We start from the raw sequence: 17,616 nt of genomic DNA, 5'->3' as shown, positions 1-17,616 counted from the left end.
AATAGTCACGTACGACAGAAATTCCTTTCCCGCAGAGAAAAGTCGGGGGAGGTGCGGGAACAGGGAACTCAACAGGAGATGTACCATGGCGCGAAGGGTAGTTATTACCGGTATGGGGAGTGTGAATCCTCTTGGACACAATGTAACGGATTTCTGGGAGGCAATCCGCCAAGGAAAAAGCGGGGTGGGGCCCATTACCCATTTTGATCCCTCGGAACATGCCACCAAAATTGCTGCGGAAATCAAAGACTTCAATGTCCGGGATTTTATGGATCCCAAGGAAGCAAAAAAGCTTGAACCGTTTTCCCAATTCGCCGTGGTGAGTGCCTATGAAGCCTGGGCTCAGGCCGGTTTTACCGACGGCGATGTTGATCCCGTGAGAGTCGGCTGTATTTTGGGGGTGGGGATCGGTGGATTCAGCACCTTGGAAAAATCGTTCCATGATATGACCACCAAAGGTCCCCGCCGTGTGCATCCAATGACTATTCCCAAGCTCATCAGCAATATCGGACCGGGCAATGTAGCTATCTATCTGAACGCCCAGGGACCGGCATACTCTCTGGCTACCGCCTGTGCTTCGGGTACGGATGCCATCGGGCACAGCATGAGAAATATTCAAGACGGGATAACCGATGTGGTCATAACCGGCGGGGTCGAGGCAACCATCACTCCCCTGGGCATAGCCGCTTTTAATGCCATTCACGCGTTAAGTACCGCATACAACGATGAGCCTGAACGTGCCAGCCGGCCGTTTGATAAAGATCGGGATGGTTTTGTAATGGGGGAAGGTGCGGGGATTCTGATTCTCGAAGAACTTGAGCATGCCAAAAACAGGGGTGCAGAAATTCTCGCTGAGGTTGTCGCCAATGGTGCGTCCACCGACGCCAGTCATCTTACCGCCCCCCATCCCCAGGGCAGGGGGGCAATCCTGGCTATAAATCATGCACTTCGCCAGGCGGAAATCACCCCGGAACAGATCGATTACATAAACGCCCACGGGACTTCCACCCCGATTAACGATCCCACAGAAACGCGGGCAATAAAACAGGTGTTCGGGGAGCATGCCCATAAGCTCAAGGTTTCATCAACCAAATCAATGACCGGCCATTGTATTGGAGCTGCAGGAGCGCTGGAAGCCATAATCTGCACCAAGGCCATTGAACATCAGTTTTTCCCGGCTACAATCAACTATGAAAACCCTGATCCCGAATGCGATCTGGAATATGTGCCTAATCAGGGTGTGGAGGGAAAGATAGAGTATGCCATGTCCAACAGTCTGGGTTTCGGCGGACATAACTCAATTCTCATTTTGAAAAGATTTCAAGATTAGTCTTCAACATGCTATACTTCAATTGTGGAGTATTTATGAAAAAGACAATACTTAATTTTGCAGCCCTGGTTCTCCTTGTGCTGCCTCCGGCATCATATATCTTCATTAATCCGGTAGTTGATGCTTTCATGTTTATTAGGGTATTCGGACTTCTGGGGTTTACCCTGATTAGTCTGCAGTTTCTGCTTTCATCGAGGCTGCCGTTTATCGAGAAAACATACGGCCAGGATCAGCTCATTTTTGTCCACAGACTCGCTGGTATTGCAGCCGTCCTTTTGCTCCTGGGTCATGGTGTCATTTACCTTATCTACAGGATTTCAGCCAGCGGCGGATTACGGCTCAGGTTTCCTTCGGATATTCCTGTTCTGGGTGGCATTGCCGGATTGATTATTTTAATCCTGGTAGCCTTTACTGCGGCCTTCAGAGTGAATCTTAAGCTTTCTTACGAGCGCTGGAAAATCCTGCACAGAGTCACGTTTATTTTATATCCCGGGCTGTTTATTCACTCGATGCTTCTGGGCACAACAATCGCCTCCAACAGGCTGGTGTATATTCTGTGGCTGACCATGTTCGCCATGGTGCTATACTCTTGGGTTTGGAGAATTCATCTCTTCCTCCGTTCGCGGAAAAAGCCGTACATGCTCAGCTCAATCGACCGACTGAACCATGATGTGGTACAGCTTTCCTTCGCCGGGGAGACTCTGGATCATAAACCCGGGCAGTTCGCATTTCTGAGATTGAAGATGGGAGATAGCATAGAGCCTGCGCATCCGTTCACCATCAGCTCTTCTCCCATCAGTAAGGATGTGGTATTTACCATCAAAGCAGTTGGCGATTTTACGTCCAAACTTATTGATAATCATGCCGGATCCGAGGCCTATATAGAAGGTCCGTACGGCCGGTTTTCCTATACCAATGTGGAGGATTCCTCACCGCTCCTATTAATCGCCGGTGGAGTGGGTATCACGCCTATTCTCAGCATGCTCCGTCTTCTGAAAAAGGATGACCCTGACAGGAGAATCATCTGTATATGGGGAAATAAAACAGAAAGGGATATTTTTCTCAAAGAAGAAATTCGTGAGATTCAGAATGAAATGAAGAATCTGAAAATGGTGCATGTACTTAGTAATTTTCAGGATGCAGAAGCGGCCGATTCTCCGGTGGACGGAGATATTCCGGGACTCTTGGACTACGGGTTTGTGGATGAGGCTTGTCTGAGCAGACACGTTTCCTTGGAGCAGAACTGGGAGGTGTTTGTTTGCGGACCTCCGGTAATGATGAGCAAATTGCGTAAGACGCTGAAATCCCTGGGCATCTCTTCGGCAAACGTGCATATGGAAAAATTCAGCCTCTGATAATCACTGTTTTCAGCAGATGCAGCCAAAGATACGTGCTTTGGAATTTGCCCGGGCGTTCCCGATTTAGTATGGTATTGGGGCAGTGTTGCGAGAACATCTGTTGAAACTTTGTAGATTAAAAAGGGAGTATTTCTGTGAGTTTAGCCAAAGCCTTTGCCCGAATATTCTGGTGGTTTGCCGCCGCACTTCTTGGGGTTGCCGTCGTTTTCGGGGCCATACAAATTTCCCGGATATCCGGAGCCCGCTCGGTGAACGGAGAAATTATCCGCTACCGGGTGGTGCAGAATGCCATTCCGTTCACCGAAGAGGACAGCGGGATGCAAAACTACCCGGTGATCCGGTATGAGACAATGGACGGATCTTCCAACGAGTTTATATCACCCCGGCCCGTGGATACGGAAGAATATGCAGTGGGTGATTCCATAGATCTCCTGCTTACGTCCGGCGAGAGGGTTATAGTCGACAGCTTTTGGGGAATCTGGGGGCGCTCTGTGGTGTTTGCCGGAACGGCGCTGATATTTTTTATCTTCGGTGTTGCAGCCTTAAAAGGCTTTGACACGAAGGAGTATTAACCGCCGCACCAAAGCGGCTAGATAAATACGGATTTCCACCAGGGTAATTCTTTTCGGATATGGTTCATGGTCATGCGATAGATTTGCCGCCCGGGTAAACACCGGAGCGGCTTTTTTTTATTCTCGCATGGATTATTCCCATATGGAAAACCGGATGGGCATGAATGATCAGGCGTTCTGCCGCTTTTCCTGGAGATCATCAATTTGTGAAGAGAGTTCATCAAAGTTGATGGGTTTTGCCATGAAGGCATCGGCACCGGCTTCCATCGCTTTTGATTCAGTGTCTTCCAGGCCCATACCGCTGATGGCGATGATGATGGGGTTGGCCAGTTTCTCATCTGCCTTGAACGTTTTGCAGAGTTTGAAGCCGTCCACACCAGGCAGGTCGATGTCTAGAATAATTAGATTGGGTTTGCTTTCCACGCTTACCCGGCCGGCTTCGAAACCGTCTGTTGCCTGCAGGATAGTGAGGTCCGGATCCATCATTTCCAGCCCTTTTTTCAGGCTGTCATTCAGTGCCTGGTCGTCGTCAACGATCAGGATTGTACGGAGGCTCTGGATTTCCTCCATCATTTTCTGCAGCTCAACCGGCAAACGCATACCTCGTCCGCTGAGAAAACTGATCAGATCTTCAGCATAGACGCGGTACTGTCCGCCAGGTGTTGTAAATGCTTTCAGGTAACCGTTCTTTATCCAGTTTATGGCGGTTTGGTTGACCACACCGCAAATGTTTGCCACTTCGAGAGCTGAGAATATTCGAATCTTCTTGTCAGTCCGTGCCATAATGCACCCCTTAGGATTGGATTTTTTTGGATGTTGATTTTTAGAGTAATAAAATATATCTAATATGTCAAGGTAAAAATCAATAAATCTTCATCCTGGAGGAAATATCAGAATGATCGTTATGATAGTTCCTCACCTGTTATACTATAAAACTCCTTACTGCAATTCTCAAGATTTTTTCTGCTAAAACCTCTTTTTCTGCAGGAAAAGATAAGGTCTTTAGAATCAGCATTCTTCCTATGAGCTTTCAGCATAAAATTCAGGCATGCACGGCTGAATAACCCGGGATCATCATTCTCCAATTTCCGCAGGACTTCCTCGCAGGTAATACGATGAACTCCACGCTGTTGAAGTCCGGATATAATCCGTATCCGTCCTTCGGGATGCCTTTGAAGCCGGGCATTGGTCCACTGTTCTGCGAACCGCCGGTCGCTGAGGGAGTCTTCGATCTCAAGCTCGTTCAGTACCCGTTCCACCTTTTCGGATGAATAGCCTTTTCGTCGAAGCTTGATATTCAACTGATGTCTGCTGTGTTCTCTTTTGGAAACATATTTTACACCCTGGAGGTAACAGTTCTGCAGCACTTCGGCTTCAAGAACATTCTCGGCAGATGGGAATCCATGAATCTGGATTCCGGCAAGCAGATCGTGAACAAATGGCGTGCGGATATTTATATCTCTGATAAGCGTTTCCATGGAGTTGCTGCCGTCGTGGGTTTCCTGAATTCTGCAGTTGAGAACCATGGCATCCTCTATAAACGACCAACGGAGAACTTCCGGCGGGTGTACCGATGGAGTTCCGGGGTCGGCGTAGGGATTGTCCGTATGCTCATTGCTCGATCTGTTGTTCCCAGATGTATTGCTCATAGATATAATATACTCACAACATGGGTATAAAAAAACCGGCGGATACTCCGCCGGTTTTTTTTCGTTGGTATAGACAGATTCCCGAATCCGTTCGGTAAGAACAGATCTGGTGATCCATTCGGTAAGAATGGATTCAGATCCACATTGAATGGATTCTGTGAAATTATCGTTTTGAGAACTGGAACTGACGACGCGCGCCGCGCTGTCCGTACTTTTTCCGTTCCACCATTCTGTCGTCCCGGGTCATGAAACCGTTGGCTCTGAGAGCTTTATGGTTGGCTTCATCGTGGGCAACCAGTGCCCTGGACAATCCCATGAGAATGGCTCCGGCCTGTCCGGTTTTTCCGCCTCCGCGAACGGTAATGAGAACGTCATAGTTGCTTTTATTGTCGGTAACATCCAGCGGCTGATTGATAATGTACACCAGCTCTTCCCGGTTGAAATAATCGGTTGCCGGTTTGCTGTTTACCGTGATAGTTCCATTTCCTTTCCGGAGGTACACACGGGCAACTGAAGTTTTTCTCCGTCCTGTTCCCAGTGCAAGATTCTTTTTATCCACAATATAACTCCTTAAATTTCGAGGGCGGCAGGTTTCTGTGCGCCATGGGGATGATTGGGGCCGGCGTAAACCTTTACGTTTTTGAACAATTTACGTCCAAGACGGTTATGGGGTAGCATCCCCTTGATCGCCTTTTCCACCGGTGTGGTGGGCTTTTTCTCAAGCATTTCGCTGAGGTTGGTTTCTTTCAAACCACCCATGTATCCGCTGTGCCGATAATACATTTTGCTCTGCATTTTATCGCCGGTTACGGCAACTTTATCTGCATTCACAATAACCACAAAATCCCCGCATTCCTGGTGGGGAGTATAATGGGGCTTGTTTTTTCCTCTGAGGATCTGGGCAACCTTTGAAGCCAGGCGTCCCAGGTTTTTGCCTTCGGCATCAATAACGTACCAGCTGCGATCGAAATCTACCGGTTTTTTGAATATCGTTTTCATTGCAATTAGCCTTTTCTTTCCTTACTCAATTTTCCTCACGCTGTTAAGGAAATACTCCTCAATTATCTAGTCCGTAAGGATTTATCTTGTCAAAGTGGTTGTGCATATTTCCACATCCACAGCAAAATGTCAAGGGATTCACACCCCACACAAAGTCCACGCCCACGGCGGGCCTCTTCGAGAAAGATGAGAATCCGGGAGTTGTGTTGGATTCAGCAGGGAAAGGGTGGGGCTGAAACTGCCAACATATGTATGTTCAGGAATTGGAGAGCTCGGGACGTAACGGAGCAGTGTTATGTCCGGATGCATCTCCGTATCCTCAGTTTGACGCTGCTCCCTTCAATTTCAAGCGGAGCCGCCCAGGATTATTACTTTTGTTCCGAATTCTGGTTTTTTTGCTCTTCTGCTTCTTCTTTTTTTGCTTCAATGCGGTCTTTTATGTCCGCAATTCCGATAAAAACGGCGATGAGACCGATGAAGAGGGCAAAAACGGGGATTCCGCCCTGTAGAAATGCGATCATTTGATCCCACCAGTTCAGGAGCAGGTCGGGCCAAACTGAAACAACCGCGAAAGCGATAAATAGAATTCCAATAATGAGAGCTACCATAGTTCCTCCAAAGCCGCTGTATGATTAAAACTAAAGCATGAAGTCGGCGCATTGGTCAAGCATTCAGGTTTTTCTGTTCAGCATGACCAGCAATCCGATGCTGATAAACAGCATTGGCAGGTTTTCCATTAATGCCCGGGCACTAATATTCAGCGCTTCAACGGGTAAATTGATTCTGGCCATGCCGAATAATTCCAGGGCTTGGAATACCGTTCCGCCATAATATACCACAACCCCGATAATAATGAGCATCCATGCGCTGTCCCGTGTTCTGGCCCAGAGAAGGATGGCGAATAGGGTGGTAATTGCGCCTACACTCAAGCGTACCATCATCAGAATGGTGGCGTCTGTCATTCTTGTTCTCCTCTGCTTTCTTCCATTCTACGTTGAATATACTGCAAAGCATGCCGGATATCATCTGCTTCACGTTCGCTAGCTATGGCTGGGAGTATGAGGAGATCTGTTGGAGCGTCGGGCAGCAAAAGCCCTTTGCGCCGAAAATCCATACTCAATTCTCTCCAGACCGCCCTTGAATATGAGTCCCGAGCGGCACGTTGCTTTTCCTGGCCCCTTCCAGCTGGGATAATGTAGGGGCCAACCCGGCGAAACGGATTCAGGTTTTCCGGTTCGAAACGGCGCCATTGGTCCTCAGAGAATAAAAAGTTACTTACGCCCATGGCTTTTCGATGCTTTTCCGGCTGATACTTCTGTTTTGCCACCGAACGGAAACTTCCCAGGTGCAGTGCCCGCTGGGTTAACCCGATGCAATGCTGCAAACCGTGGAGGGCGACCCCCGGGCACCCGGGAACATCCATCGGCTGGAGCCCTGCATTATGCAGGTACATAAGCACCTGGGGGGAATTTTCACCGGGCTGGGGAAATACGGGCAAGATGATCCGGGGCTGCCCCCCGTTGGAGCTTTGTGAAACAGGATTCAGGTACAGGGGGGCGCGGGGATTAAATTCATGATTTTTCCCCTCTTCCCGTGCATCCTCTGCGTCCCCTTCCTTCCGTTTGTACGCTTGGGAGGATACCGGGAGAGGTTCAGCCGGTAAAGAGCCTTCGAAGGGACGCCAGATCAGCAGGCCCTTGTACAGATTCTCAGGGGGGCGGAAGTCCGCAGCGGCGAAATCGTCTTCATCCCAATGCAGATAATCCAGGGCTGCTTTGCGGTTTGGGAAAATCAGGGAATGATAGCCGGGGAAAAGTTCTCTCAGCTGCCTGCTGACCATGCCGTGTATCCGTGTTTCCAACGAAGCGTATAATCCCCGGGAAATGGCATTTTTATAACTTTTTCCCAGACCGGGCGGTGTGTGGCCGAAAAGAGCTCTTCCCCCGTCCAGGCCGAGATCAAGTAATCTGCGTTTGTCATCCCCGAAATAGAGCCGGTAATTCCGGGCTCGGGTAATTTTCATATATTGTCGTCCTTAGCAGTATCTCTGCATCTTCGGCAACCCCGCCCCTTCTGTCTGTTTTGGCGGAGGGGGGATCAAAAGCTGCTTATTTTTTCTATGCTGCTGAACCTCGGGATAAACTGGGCGGTCTGCCCCGACTGAAACCGGACAATGATCACCTCTTCGCTGCCGTTGAACATGCTTTTAATCACTTCTCCGGGACCGTAATCATCATGGTATACCACCTGTCCCCTGGGGAAATCACCTTCATGTTCTTGTTTCATCCCTTCTGAATAATCGGTATATCCTCTGCTTTCCGTGCTTCCCCGGGACCAGGAGCTCCACGGATCTTCATCTCCAAACAATGTTGAGTTGTTGCCGGACATACCAGGTGCTCCGCGTCCCGAAAATTCAACCAGTTCACCGGGTATCTCTGAGAGAAAACGGGACGGACTAAGGCGTTGAATTTTTCCGTGTATACGGCGGGACGCGCAGCTGGTAATGTGAAGCTCATGACGGGCCCGGGTTATTGCCACATAAAACAAGCGCCTCTCTTCCTCAAGGGCGTCGGGATCTCCATTGTCCGCCCGTGGGAACAGGTCATCCTCCAGTCCGGTTATAATTACTCTGTCAAATTCTAAGCCTTTGGTATTATGCATGGTAATAAGGGTTACCCGGGCATCCTCATCACTTTGTTCCCTGGAGCTGTCCAGTTCTATTGCTTCTAGGAATTCCACCAGTCCCTCGTAATTCGCTGCATAGAGGCTTGCGGCATTCACCAGTTCCTCCAGGTTTTGAATCTTGCTGCTGCCGGCTATCTCATCCTGATTGATGTAGTATTGGGCAAGACCGCTGTGCTCAAGCCCGGCGTTGATGGCGTCACCAAGATGCTCCCCTTCGCTTTCTTTTAATTGACGTTCCATACCCCGCAGTACATCAAGAAAGGCGGCGATTCCCTTGGCTGTACGTTTCCTGGCGGAAGCCATTGCGTACTCGGCAGCCAGGACCAGATCGCCCCGGGCAGCCTGAAGATGGGATTTGATTGTTCCCAGGGCAGATTTTCCGATGCCCCTGGAGGGTTTATTTACTATTCTGTTAAAAGAAACTTCATCCTTCGGGTTTGCCAGGAGTTTGAGAAGAGCAACCGCGTCTTTGATCTCCTCCCGTTCATAAAACCGCAGGGTGCCCACAATGCGATAAGGAATACCTTCCTGGAGAAATCGGGTCTCAAACAAACGGCTTTGGGCGTTGGTTCGATACAGTATGGCGGTCTCTCCCTCGAACCCGTCCCGGATAAGACGGAGCGCATAATCCACTTCCGCGTCACTGTCGCTGAGACGTGAAATCACCGGCAGCGCGCCGTCTTCACGGCTTGTCCACAACTGTTTTCCCAGTCTGCCCTGGTTGTTGGCCACCACAGATCCGGCAAGCTCAAGTATTGGATTGGTGCTGCGGTAATTCTGTTCCAGTTTGATAATGTCCGTATTCTCGAACAGTTGAGGGAAGTTCAAAATATTTTTCACTTCCGCTCCACGGAAGCGGTAAATGGATTGATCATCGTCTCCCACAACGCAAATGTAACTTCCCGGGCGGTACAGTTCGCTGAGAAGCCGGTATTGGGCGTGATTAGAATCCTGATACTCGTCCACAAGAATTACGGAGAATCTGTTTCGAATTCGCTCAGCGATTACAGGATCCGACTGAAGCAGCTCGATCGGACGGAGTATAAGATCTCCGAAATCGCTGTTTCCGATTTCACGAAGCCGCTGTTCATAGGCTGAATACACTGCCTGCAGTTCAGGATCCGGGCTGATATCATCCAGAGGGTCTTCCGGCCCCAGGCAGCTGTCCTTGGCTCTGCTGATGAGGGCGTTGAAGTGTTTCAGCTGCTGTCGGGATTTTTCCGGAAACAGGGTTGCAAGAAGGCTCAAGCTGTCGTCATCGTCATAAATGGTGAAGTTGGGAGAGAGATTCAGAGCTGCGGCATTTCTCCTCATGAGCCATGCGCCGAAACTGTGGAATGTACGAATTACCACGGCTTCTGAGGATTCGCTCAGATCCCGGGCCCGTTCACGCATTTCTCCTGCAGCCTTATTTGTAAACGTGACAGCCAGAATTGATCTGGGGTCGACACCCAGTTCTTCAATGAGGTAGGCAATTTTAACCGTAATTACCCGTGTTTTTCCCGAACCGGCCCCCGCAAGGATCAGCAGTGCGCTTCCCTTGTGCAGCACTGCGTTGCGCTGCTGTTCGTTCAGCAATTCAAGGCTTTCATGAATGGGCTTCAAAGTTAAGATCCTTACCCCGGAGGCCAGGTCATTGCCCGTCCGCCGAGAATGTGGGCATGAATATAGTCGACGCTCTGCTGGGCGTCTTTGCCGGTATTGAATACCACACGATAGCCTCCTTTCTCAAGACCAAGATGAGAGGCGGTCTTTCTGATGCCCTGCATAAATGCATAGAGTGTCTCGGCATCAAGTAAATGCAGTTCGTGAATCCCCCGGATTTTGGTCTTGGGAATTACCAGTACATGTTCAGGAGCCTGGGGATTAATATCCCGAAAAGCAAGAAATCCTTCGCCGTCCAGAACAATATCCGCAGGGATCTCTCCGCTGATTATTTTTTCAAAGATTGTCGGCTCTTCCATCCGTGTACTCCATTTGGAAATTTGTTCTGGATATCAGTATACATGGTTTTCCCGGGCAGGGATAGAATGGCTTTATTCAGCTATGGCTCTGGGTTTCTGGAACGACCCTGAGTTTTTTCGGATGTTTGGGACATACCTTGTCCCCCTCAGAGCTGGAATTCTGCAGGGAAGGGGAAGGTTTGGAGCACTGTTCTCAGTAGAGGGGAGCCAGCTCGGTTCCGTCGGCGGTTTTTCTGATTTGAAATGCCCGGGGCTGGCCGTCGCTGCCCAGCCTGATATTTTCGCCGTTGACGCTGAACTGCAGCTTTCCGGCATTGGATATCCAGAAGTAGCCGCTGTCCGAAATCTCTGTCTGAAACCGTTCACCGCTGCCGTACATCTGCTGACTGATTTCTCCGCCGGCGTTCATATGACGAAACATGACCGGGCCGCGGAATATTACTTCGATACGAAGATTCTGCCCTGCTTCCACGCTGTTTGTCAGCTGTTGTACCGGACGCTCTCTGCTTGGTTCGGAGCTGCGGCCGGGGTTTACCAGACCCTCTTCAACAGTAGATGCTTCTGAGCTGATATCGGGGGGTTGAACATTGGTGCCGGCGATAATTCTGTCAAACCGGATTACCGGATTGCCGTTTTCAAGAAATGATTTCAGCATGACCCGGATATCCGGGCTCGCATCGCCGTCCACGTCTATCAGAGAAATCTCGTTGGGGCTCAGTTCAATTGCTTCCTGATCGTTGTACAGAACCAGAGGTGTTGTGATTTCTCCGATTTCGATCCTGTACTGTTCATTCCTCACACTCACTTCCACCGCAGTCATGGATGAAAATTCCTGTTCCAGGATTTCCGAGTTAAAGTTCACGGTTTCCCGTATTGCCCGCTGTGCAGGTTCGTTCTGCTGTCGTGCACTTCCGGAATTGCTTTCGGTGCTGATGCTGCGGTTTTCGTTTTCGCTTCCAAGGCTTGTCAGGAGCAGAGCCCCTCCTGCCACAACAACTACGGCTATCAGTATGGAGAGAATCAGGGGGAAGTTGGGCTTTGGTTTGGTATCCAGCAATTCATCTATGGGACTGGGCTGCTCCTGAATCTGAGTGTTTTTATACAGACTGATCAGCTCGTCTGAATCGAGCTCAAGGTAGTCGCTGTAGTTGCGCAAAAATCCGATAAGATAGCTTTCACCGGGAAAGGTGTCAAAATGCTCGTTTTCCAAGGCTTCCAGAAAACGCTTGGCAATATGGGTTTCCCGCGCTGCCTGATCAATACTGATAGACCGATGCTCGCGCTGCTGTGATAGCTTCTCACCGATTGATTCCATGCTTATTCAGCTCCATATAGAAAATTATCAAAATTATTGGAGGATGGGGGTGAGTCATATTCAAATCGTGCCATGGGAATGCTCTGGTTCACCTGGATATCTTTAAAGGTGAATTCGATGTTACGCCGATCTGCGGTAACGGCTGTCATCCGTCGGATATAGAGATCCGGAGTTACGGCAAGTTCAATCTGTCTGAAGCCCTGGGCGGTGTTTCGCCAGGTGAGGAATAATTTATACACCAGTTCTGAGCTCCCTTCTGAAGAATTATCTAAAGGTTGGGGCTCGGGACTGTCCTTAAACGCAATCTGGTAGTTTCGCCGTAACAGGGAGAGCCCCTCACCGGTTGCAAACCCTCCCGGATTCGTCTGATCCTTCAACCTCTGGGTCAGCGTTACGTTATAATCGGGAACGTATACTTGGATAATTTCTCCATCTGCAACGAGAACCTGTTCCTCGGGGTCGAGAAAATCGATACGAATGAGATTGGGGTTTTTATAGTAGATAAGTCCCGACATCACCGTGTCTTCCACGTTCATTTCGAAATCGGCAATATAATCTTCAATACCTTGGTAATTTTCCGCAACACGGTCAAAAAAGTCCTGGCCGGTAATAATTTCCTGGGCCGAAACAGAGAGGGTGCAGAGGAGAAATCCGAATATAATACTTGCAGTTTTAACTAATATTTTCATGTTATTCATAAGCAGACGAAGTCAATATCCGATGAATAGGGGTTCTCTGTCAATGCTTGATCTATCTTCAGTGCTTGAAAGCTCGGAGCTGTGCAGGTAAGATTGCCACAGTGAAAAGGTGGTGTAATGGTCAGTATTATTTCTCTTGGCGGTTCAATTGTTGCCCCCGACGGTGTGGATACAGAGTTTGTTTCCCGTTTTATCCGGCTCATTCGTGCTCATACAGATGAATCTGAAGGTGAAGAGCAGAGGGTTATTCTCATTGTGGGTGGAGGCGGACCTGCACGAAAATATCAGCAGGCGTACCGGGATATCGTCCCAGATCCCAAACATGAAGACCAGGACTGGATCGGAATTATGGCTACCCGGCTTAACGCGGAATTGATCCGGGCGGGGCTGGCGGAACTCTGCCATAACCCGGTGGTAACAGACCCCAGTGCGGACTTTGAGTTTACCGGATCAGTGCTGGTGGCAGCTGGATGGAAGCCTGGCTTTTCCACAGACTTCGATGCGGTAATGCTGGCGGAACGCTTCGGTGGCCGGCGAATTATTAACCTCTCCAACATCGAACAGGTGTATACCGCAGATCCCAAGCTCGACCCCATGGCAAAGCCATTGGAGAATGTGAGCTGGAGCGAATTCCGGAATATGGTGGGAGATGAATGGACGCCGGGCAAAAACCTCCCTTTCGACCCGGTTGCCACCCGAAAAGCAGCGGAAATGGGGTTGGAAGTGATTGCCGCCGGAGGCAACGACCTTGAAAATATCGCAGCAGTCCTCCAGGGCAGAGAGTTCTTCGGCACCACAATAGGACCGGTTTGACGTTCGGTCTGAATTTCCCCGTGCGGGCTGGCCGCCATGCTGTATGTACAGAGTTTTCCAAAATTGCTCCGCATTTTTGGAAAACGGGGCGGCGGGTATCCTCAGGGCAGAGAGTTTTGACTGCCGGGGCATCATTCGGCTGAATAGGAAGTATTATCAGGGCTGGAGAAGGCGGCTGTAGGATTCGATTACCGCAGCCTCCTCATCTGTGCCTGAAAGACCGGTATGCAGCTGAGCCAGAGTTAAGGCCTTCAGGTAGCTGTCTTGAATTACGCTGGCCAGTCCAAGAGCGAGATCGAAAGAATCCATCCGCTGGTATAGCAAGGCGATTTCGTTCCGCAGAACATCTTCCAGGGATGAGGATTCCTGCTCGGTATTCAATGCCCTCTCCAGAAGTTCTTCAAGCCGTTGAATTAGCTCAACAGATGGTTGTTCACCGGATGTCTCCAGGATGTTCAGCTGTTCACTTACCACCGAACTGTAGCCCCGGGCAAGGAAAAACGGGTCGCTGATCCGATTGATGGTATCCAGTGCCGACTCAAACCGATTGAGTCTTGCATACAGAATTGCGGCTTCCAGCAGCAGACTGTCTTTTTGGTTGATATCGGTGATCCGGGCAAAGTAGTTCTCAGTTGCTTCCAGGTACAGCCTTGCACTGGCTGCATCCCCAAGTTCAAAATAGGTTTGGGTGATGTTCAGCAGCATGGAAACCACCAGCTCGTCCTGAGCATCCCGTTCAAGAATGGAAAAGATACGTTCAAATACCAGGTCCGACTGCAACAGCTGGTCCGACTCATAAAAAGCCCGGGCAATTTCCAGTAGGGCATTCAGGCGCAGCCTGTCATTGCTGATCATATTGCTGAAACTCAGCGCCTCACCTGCATTCTCCCCCCTGGCCAGAAATATCAGCGTCTGGGAAATTTGTTCATCTGCCGAAATTCCCGGAATATCTGAGCTGAGAGGTCTGACACCGTCAGCGGACCGTAGAATTTCCACACTCCTGTCCACATAACGCCTGGCAAGATCGCTGTTTCTTTCTTCTGAGAACCGCAGACCAAGCTGGCTGAAACTATTTGCCCGGGCGAGAGGGCTGTCAATTGAGCTGGCTGCGGGTATGGCCTGCTGTAAAAGGGTGTTGGATCGTTGACCTTCTCCGCTTTCCTGATATCTTCTGGCGGTATCCAGCAGCAGTTCGGCTCTGAGACGATAATCCTCTATTATATATATCTTCTGAACCGCCTGCCGGAGAAGATCCAGGGCATCGCTGCCGATGATGAAACATACGGTGATAATTTCCTGAACCAGGCGCCCCCGGGTTTGAATTTGGGAGGAGCTTTCGGTGAGTTCCAGAGCCTGTTCAAGCAGCACTAAGCTCTGGCTGATGATTCCCGCCTCCACATAATTCCTGCTCAGTTCGATCAGCAGTTCAATTCGTCTCTGCCGTGACGAAGGATCTATCAGCTTGGCTCCAAGATTCAGGACACTTCTGGCGTCATCCGGATTCTCTCTGCTTGTGAGGCTTGAAGCGGCGGTGGTGATAATGAATATCTGGGACTCATTTTCCGGAATATCCGGTATGTACCCCATGGCATAACTGATAAGTGGCGGAAGATTTTCGGGAACCGTAAAAATGTTGTCGGGGGTAGAGTTACCGGTGCTTCGGCAGGATCCAAGAAAAATGGCAATGAGGATTGCTGCTGCAAACAGACGGGAGAGGTGTTTTCCGGGCGCTGTGTATGCAGGGGCAGCTGGCATGAAATCAATGTATCCCATTATTGAGTCCTTTTGAAGTGGGCGCTTGTCATTCTTTTGTTCACGGAGAAACAGAGACTTCTTCTGCTCTGGACAAGTTTTTCCTGTTTAAGGTATAGTCGTTCAAATAATCCTGGCCGGCGTGGCGGAATTGGTAGACGCAGCAGACTCAAAATCTGCCGCCAGCAATGGTGTGGGAGTTCAAGTCTCCCCGCCGGCACATTCGAGTATATTAATGAAACAATCATCCTTTCCAGCACCATTTCTTCATTCAGAAATAGGACGTCTCGAATCGGTAATCATGCACCGCCCGGGACCGGAGGTTGAGTCAGTCACCCCTGATTCTGCCCATGAACAGCTGTACAATGAAATTATTCCTCTGCAGGCAGTTCAGAATGAATATTCAATGCTCTGGAATTTCATGAACCGGGTGAGTGATGTTCTGGAAGTGGGTGATCTATTAACTGAAGCGCTGGAGCAGTCGGAAGCAAAACGTTTCGCCATAAAAACGGTGGTTGAGTCCGAGGCCCTCGATGGAAGCAAATATGAAGAAGTAACCGAGCGTTTGGATGCGTTATCGCCCTCCGAACTGTCCCGTGCAATGATTCAGGGGCTGGATAAAAGCTCAAGCAGTTTCCAGGACCACCTGGATGCCCGTCTGTATGATCTTTCTCCACTTCCCAATTTTTACTTTATGCGGGACAGCGCCATGGCCTACCAGGAATCTGTTTTGGTGGGCGGGATGGCTCATGGGGTACGACGAAACGAATCTGTCATTCAGGAAGTGGTGTGGAATCATCTTTCGGATCCCGAAACGGTGGTATATTCCGGGCTGCGTCATCAGCGGGCGTGGCCCGAGACCGATATCCGGCTGGAAGGCGGGGATTTCCTGGTGGCCGATAGCAATTTGCTCATAATCGGTATTTCCGAGAGAACCAGCGCACAGGCAATAGATGCGCTGGTGCGCTCAGTTATGAACATGTACGGAGAGACGCTGGATGTGCTGGCGGTGAATCTTCCGTTGCAGCGGGCAACCATTCATCTGGATATGATCTTCACTTACCTCGATCAGGAAACCGCATTGGTATACGAGCCTCTGGTTACCGGTCCGAAGCGCGCCCGTTGTACCCACGGTCACTTTGCACCGGGAAAGGATCCCCGGTTCACCGATTATCAGGGACTTCCGGATGCCCTGGAGGCATTGGGCCGTGGAGTTAAGACGATCAAATGCGGCGGGGACAACATCCATTTTCAGCAGCGGGAGCAGTGGTTCGCCGGAACCAATGTGTTCGCGTTTGGACCCGGAAAAATCGTGAGCTATGAGAGCAATATCGCGACAATTGAAGCCCTGAACCGTCAGGGATACCGAGTCGTTCCCGTGGCAGCCGATGAGCCATGGGAAGAACTTGCGAATAGTAACGAACGTCTGGTTGTCACGGTGCCGGGCATCGAGTTGGCCCGGGGCGGCGGCGGACTTCGCTGTATGACAATGCCGGTTCGAAGAGCCCGGGTCTAGGATGTACGGGTTTTTCGAGCGTACACCACCAGGGTATCGATTTCGGTGTGTTCGCTGTCCGAGCGGATAATCCGTACATTGCAGCCGCTGAAATTACTGTTTTGAATCCATGTCTCTATTTCTTTCTGTTCAAATCCCAACCAATAATCGCCGAATCTGTCCTGGAGCCATTCCTGGCTGTGGCGGTACAGGTCAAGTATCAGCATGCTCCCTCCGGGCACCAGTACCCGGGCAGCTTCCTGAATAACGTTTTCCGGTTCCCGGCAATGGTGCAGGGCCTGGCTGATGAGAACCACATCCATACTTTCGGATTCAAGGGTGCAGGCTTCCATATCCGCCTGTACAAATCGTAATCGATCCTTCATTGATGCATGCAGTTTGCGGGCGCTGGAAATCTGGTCCAGGCTGTTATCAATTCCGGTTACCCGGTGGCCGAACTCCGCAAGCAGGCCCGCAACCCTCCCGATACCACAGCCGAAATCGGCTATCCGGGACGGAGGAAGCAGCCCCATGATTCCCAGTGCAAACGATTCCCAGGTCTGGCCGGGGGAGCGGCTATTTTGTACATTCCTGTCTGCAAAGTATTGCCATGAGGCAGCCTGGCGGGTCTTCAGCACTTCCTGAAGATTCCTCTGATCCCGTTCATACCAGTCGGCGTTTTTAATATATGGATTAATCACGGTCATAAGGGATTCGTTCACATTTTCAGGATACTGTTTGGGCAGTTTATAAAAGACATACTGTCCGTCTCTGCGGGACTGAACCAGACCTGAATCCTTTAATTGGGAAAGCTGTGAGCTGAGAGTTGACTGGCTGAGCTGGAGAATTTCCAGCATCTCCTTGACGGTAAGCTCGTTTCCGTCAAGGAGGCTGAGAACCCGCAGCCGGTTCTGGTCCGATAAGGTCTTTAATACTGTGGTCACATCCTGCAGATCCGCCATGTCCACATTATAACCGGCACGCGG

The 17,616-nt window shown here is 50.1% G+C and carries 18 protein-coding genes and 1 tRNA gene; 6 read left to right on the top strand and 13 right to left on the bottom strand.

Going from position 1 to position 17,616, the window contains the following annotated elements; all coding sequences use genetic code 11:
- The first annotated feature begins 85 nt into the window (after positions 1–85).
- The 3 genes from fabF to AC52PS_RS12065 all read left to right on the top strand — a co-directional run bounded on the left by fabF (position 86) and on the right by AC52PS_RS12065 (position 3,260).
- Complete coding sequence (fabF, locus tag AC52PS_RS12075; protein WP_495563324.1) at positions 86–1,330, top strand: beta-ketoacyl-ACP synthase II; 1,245 nt, start codon at positions 86–88, stop codon at positions 1,328–1,330.
- A gap of 35 nt (positions 1,331–1,365) precedes the next feature.
- Entirely contained in the window at positions 1,366–2,685 is a 1,320-nt protein-coding gene (locus AC52PS_RS12070; RefSeq protein ID WP_495563323.1) for a ferredoxin reductase family protein, read from the top strand.
- A gap of 137 nt (positions 2,686–2,822) precedes the next feature.
- On the top strand, positions 2,823–3,260 hold the full coding sequence (locus AC52PS_RS12065) for a DUF3592 domain-containing protein (protein ID WP_495563322.1): 438 nt from the start codon (positions 2,823–2,825) through the stop codon (positions 3,258–3,260).
- Positions 3,261–3,428: 168 nt separating this feature from the next.
- Here AC52PS_RS12065 and AC52PS_RS12060 read toward each other — a convergent pair whose 3' ends face one another.
- The 11 genes from AC52PS_RS12060 to AC52PS_RS12010 form a co-directional block, all read right to left on the bottom strand.
- On the bottom strand, positions 3,429–4,043 hold the full coding sequence (locus AC52PS_RS12060) for a response regulator (RefSeq protein ID WP_495563321.1): 615 nt from the start codon (positions 4,041–4,043) through the stop codon (positions 3,429–3,431).
- Between the two features lie 119 nt (positions 4,044–4,162).
- On the bottom strand, positions 4,163–4,909 hold the full coding sequence (locus tag AC52PS_RS12055) for a regulatory protein RecX (protein ID WP_495563320.1): 747 nt from the start codon (positions 4,907–4,909) through the stop codon (positions 4,163–4,165).
- A gap of 163 nt (positions 4,910–5,072) precedes the next feature.
- On the bottom strand, positions 5,073–5,471 hold the full coding sequence (gene rpsI, locus AC52PS_RS12050; protein WP_495563333.1) for a 30S ribosomal protein S9: 399 nt from the start codon (positions 5,469–5,471) through the stop codon (positions 5,073–5,075).
- A gap of 8 nt (positions 5,472–5,479) precedes the next feature.
- A complete protein-coding gene (gene rplM, locus AC52PS_RS12045; protein WP_495563319.1) occupies positions 5,480–5,908 on the bottom strand; it encodes a 50S ribosomal protein L13 in 429 nt (142 codons plus the stop codon).
- Between the two features lie 368 nt (positions 5,909–6,276).
- A complete protein-coding gene (locus AC52PS_RS12040; protein WP_495563318.1) occupies positions 6,277–6,516 on the bottom strand; it encodes a hypothetical protein in 240 nt (79 codons plus the stop codon).
- A gap of 63 nt (positions 6,517–6,579) precedes the next feature.
- A complete protein-coding gene (locus AC52PS_RS12035; RefSeq protein WP_495563317.1) occupies positions 6,580–6,870 on the bottom strand; it encodes a hypothetical protein in 291 nt (96 codons plus the stop codon).
- Complete coding sequence (locus AC52PS_RS12030; protein WP_495563316.1) at positions 6,867–7,931, bottom strand: hypothetical protein; 1,065 nt, start codon at positions 7,929–7,931, stop codon at positions 6,867–6,869. The genes AC52PS_RS12035 and AC52PS_RS12030 overlap by 4 nt, the downstream gene beginning before the upstream one ends.
- 74 nt (positions 7,932–8,005) lie before the next feature.
- A complete protein-coding gene (locus AC52PS_RS12025; RefSeq protein WP_495563315.1) occupies positions 8,006–10,198 on the bottom strand; it encodes an ATP-dependent helicase in 2,193 nt (730 codons plus the stop codon).
- An 11-nt stretch (positions 10,199–10,209) separates the two neighbouring features.
- Positions 10,210–10,557, bottom strand: a complete 348-nt coding sequence (locus AC52PS_RS12020) for an HIT domain-containing protein (RefSeq protein WP_495563314.1) — start codon at positions 10,555–10,557, stop codon at positions 10,210–10,212.
- A gap of 193 nt (positions 10,558–10,750) precedes the next feature.
- Positions 10,751–11,872 (bottom strand): helix-turn-helix domain-containing protein, encoded by a 1,122-nt coding sequence (locus AC52PS_RS12015; protein ID WP_495563313.1) that lies wholly within the window; start codon positions 11,870–11,872, stop codon positions 10,751–10,753.
- Between the two features lie 2 nt (positions 11,873–11,874).
- Positions 11,875–12,561: a LolA family protein gene (locus AC52PS_RS12010; RefSeq protein ID WP_495563312.1), complete on the bottom strand. Its 687-nt coding sequence runs from the start codon at positions 12,559–12,561 to the stop codon at positions 11,875–11,877.
- Positions 12,562–12,687: 126 nt separating this feature from the next.
- On the opposite strand from AC52PS_RS12010, the gene pyrH reads away from it, so the two are divergent.
- Complete coding sequence (gene pyrH, locus AC52PS_RS12005; protein WP_495563311.1) at positions 12,688–13,383, top strand: UMP kinase; 696 nt, start codon at positions 12,688–12,690, stop codon at positions 13,381–13,383.
- 156 nt (positions 13,384–13,539) lie between these two features.
- Here the strand turns inward: pyrH and AC52PS_RS12000 are convergent, their stop codons facing one another.
- Positions 13,540–15,138 carry a tetratricopeptide repeat protein gene (locus AC52PS_RS12000; RefSeq protein ID WP_495563310.1) on the bottom strand — a complete coding sequence of 533 codons (1,599 nt, stop codon included), beginning with the start codon at positions 15,136–15,138 and terminating at the stop codon, positions 13,540–13,542.
- Between the two features lie 133 nt (positions 15,139–15,271).
- On the opposite strand from AC52PS_RS12000, the gene AC52PS_RS11995 reads away from it, so the two are divergent.
- Both AC52PS_RS11995 and AC52PS_RS11990 read left to right on the top strand, forming a co-directional pair.
- Positions 15,272–15,355 (top strand) — tRNA-Leu (locus AC52PS_RS11995).
- Between the two features lie 15 nt (positions 15,356–15,370).
- Positions 15,371–16,651, top strand: coding sequence for an arginine deiminase (locus tag AC52PS_RS11990; protein ID WP_495563309.1), 1,281 nt, complete (start codon positions 15,371–15,373; stop codon positions 16,649–16,651).
- Here the strand turns inward: AC52PS_RS11990 and AC52PS_RS11985 are convergent.
- Positions 16,648–17,592 (bottom strand): metalloregulator ArsR/SmtB family transcription factor, encoded by a 945-nt coding sequence (locus tag AC52PS_RS11985; protein WP_495563308.1) that lies wholly within the window; start codon positions 17,590–17,592, stop codon positions 16,648–16,650. The genes AC52PS_RS11990 and AC52PS_RS11985 overlap by 4 nt on opposite strands.
- Positions 17,593–17,616 lie beyond the last annotated feature (24 nt).

Source organism: Salinispira sp., assembly GCF_059431795.1.
This window is presented reverse-complemented; position numbering and strand designations above follow the sequence as displayed.

Bases quoted from the DNA above. Each gene is read 5' to 3' on its own strand.
- AC52PS_RS12055 (WP_495563320.1), bottom strand. From the start codon at position 4,909: ATGAGCAATACATCTGGGAACAACAGATCGAGCAATGAGCATACGGAC.
- fabF (WP_495563324.1), top strand. From the start codon at position 86: ATGGCGCGAAGGGTAGTTATTACCGGTATGGGGAGTGTGAATCCTCTT.
- AC52PS_RS12015 (WP_495563313.1), bottom strand. From the start codon at position 11,872: ATGGAATCAATCGGTGAGAAGCTATCACAGCAGCGCGAGCATCGGTCT.
- AC52PS_RS12070 (WP_495563323.1), top strand. From the start codon at position 1,366: ATGAAAAAGACAATACTTAATTTTGCAGCCCTGGTTCTCCTTGTGCTG.
- AC52PS_RS11990 (WP_495563309.1), top strand. From the start codon at position 15,371: ATGAAACAATCATCCTTTCCAGCACCATTTCTTCATTCAGAAATAGGA.
- AC52PS_RS12000 (WP_495563310.1), bottom strand. From the start codon at position 15,138: ATGCCAGCTGCCCCTGCATACACAGCGCCCGGAAAACACCTCTCCCGT.
- AC52PS_RS12040 (WP_495563318.1), bottom strand. From the start codon at position 6,516: ATGGTAGCTCTCATTATTGGAATTCTATTTATCGCTTTCGCGGTTGTT.
- pyrH (WP_495563311.1), top strand. From the start codon at position 12,688: ATGGTCAGTATTATTTCTCTTGGCGGTTCAATTGTTGCCCCCGACGGT.
- AC52PS_RS12060 (WP_495563321.1), bottom strand. From the start codon at position 4,043: ATGGCACGGACTGACAAGAAGATTCGAATATTCTCAGCTCTCGAAGTG.
- AC52PS_RS12020 (WP_495563314.1), bottom strand. From the start codon at position 10,557: ATGGAAGAGCCGACAATCTTTGAAAAAATAATCAGCGGAGAGATCCCT.
- AC52PS_RS12035 (WP_495563317.1), bottom strand. From the start codon at position 6,870: ATGACAGACGCCACCATTCTGATGATGGTACGCTTGAGTGTAGGCGCA.
- rplM (WP_495563319.1), bottom strand. From the start codon at position 5,908: ATGAAAACGATATTCAAAAAACCGGTAGATTTCGATCGCAGCTGGTAC.
- AC52PS_RS11985 (WP_495563308.1), bottom strand. From the start codon at position 17,592: ATGGCGGATCTGCAGGATGTGACCACAGTATTAAAGACCTTATCGGAC.
- AC52PS_RS12010 (WP_495563312.1), bottom strand. From the start codon at position 12,561: ATGAAAATATTAGTTAAAACTGCAAGTATTATATTCGGATTTCTCCTC.
- AC52PS_RS12030 (WP_495563316.1), bottom strand. From the start codon at position 7,931: ATGAAAATTACCCGAGCCCGGAATTACCGGCTCTATTTCGGGGATGAC.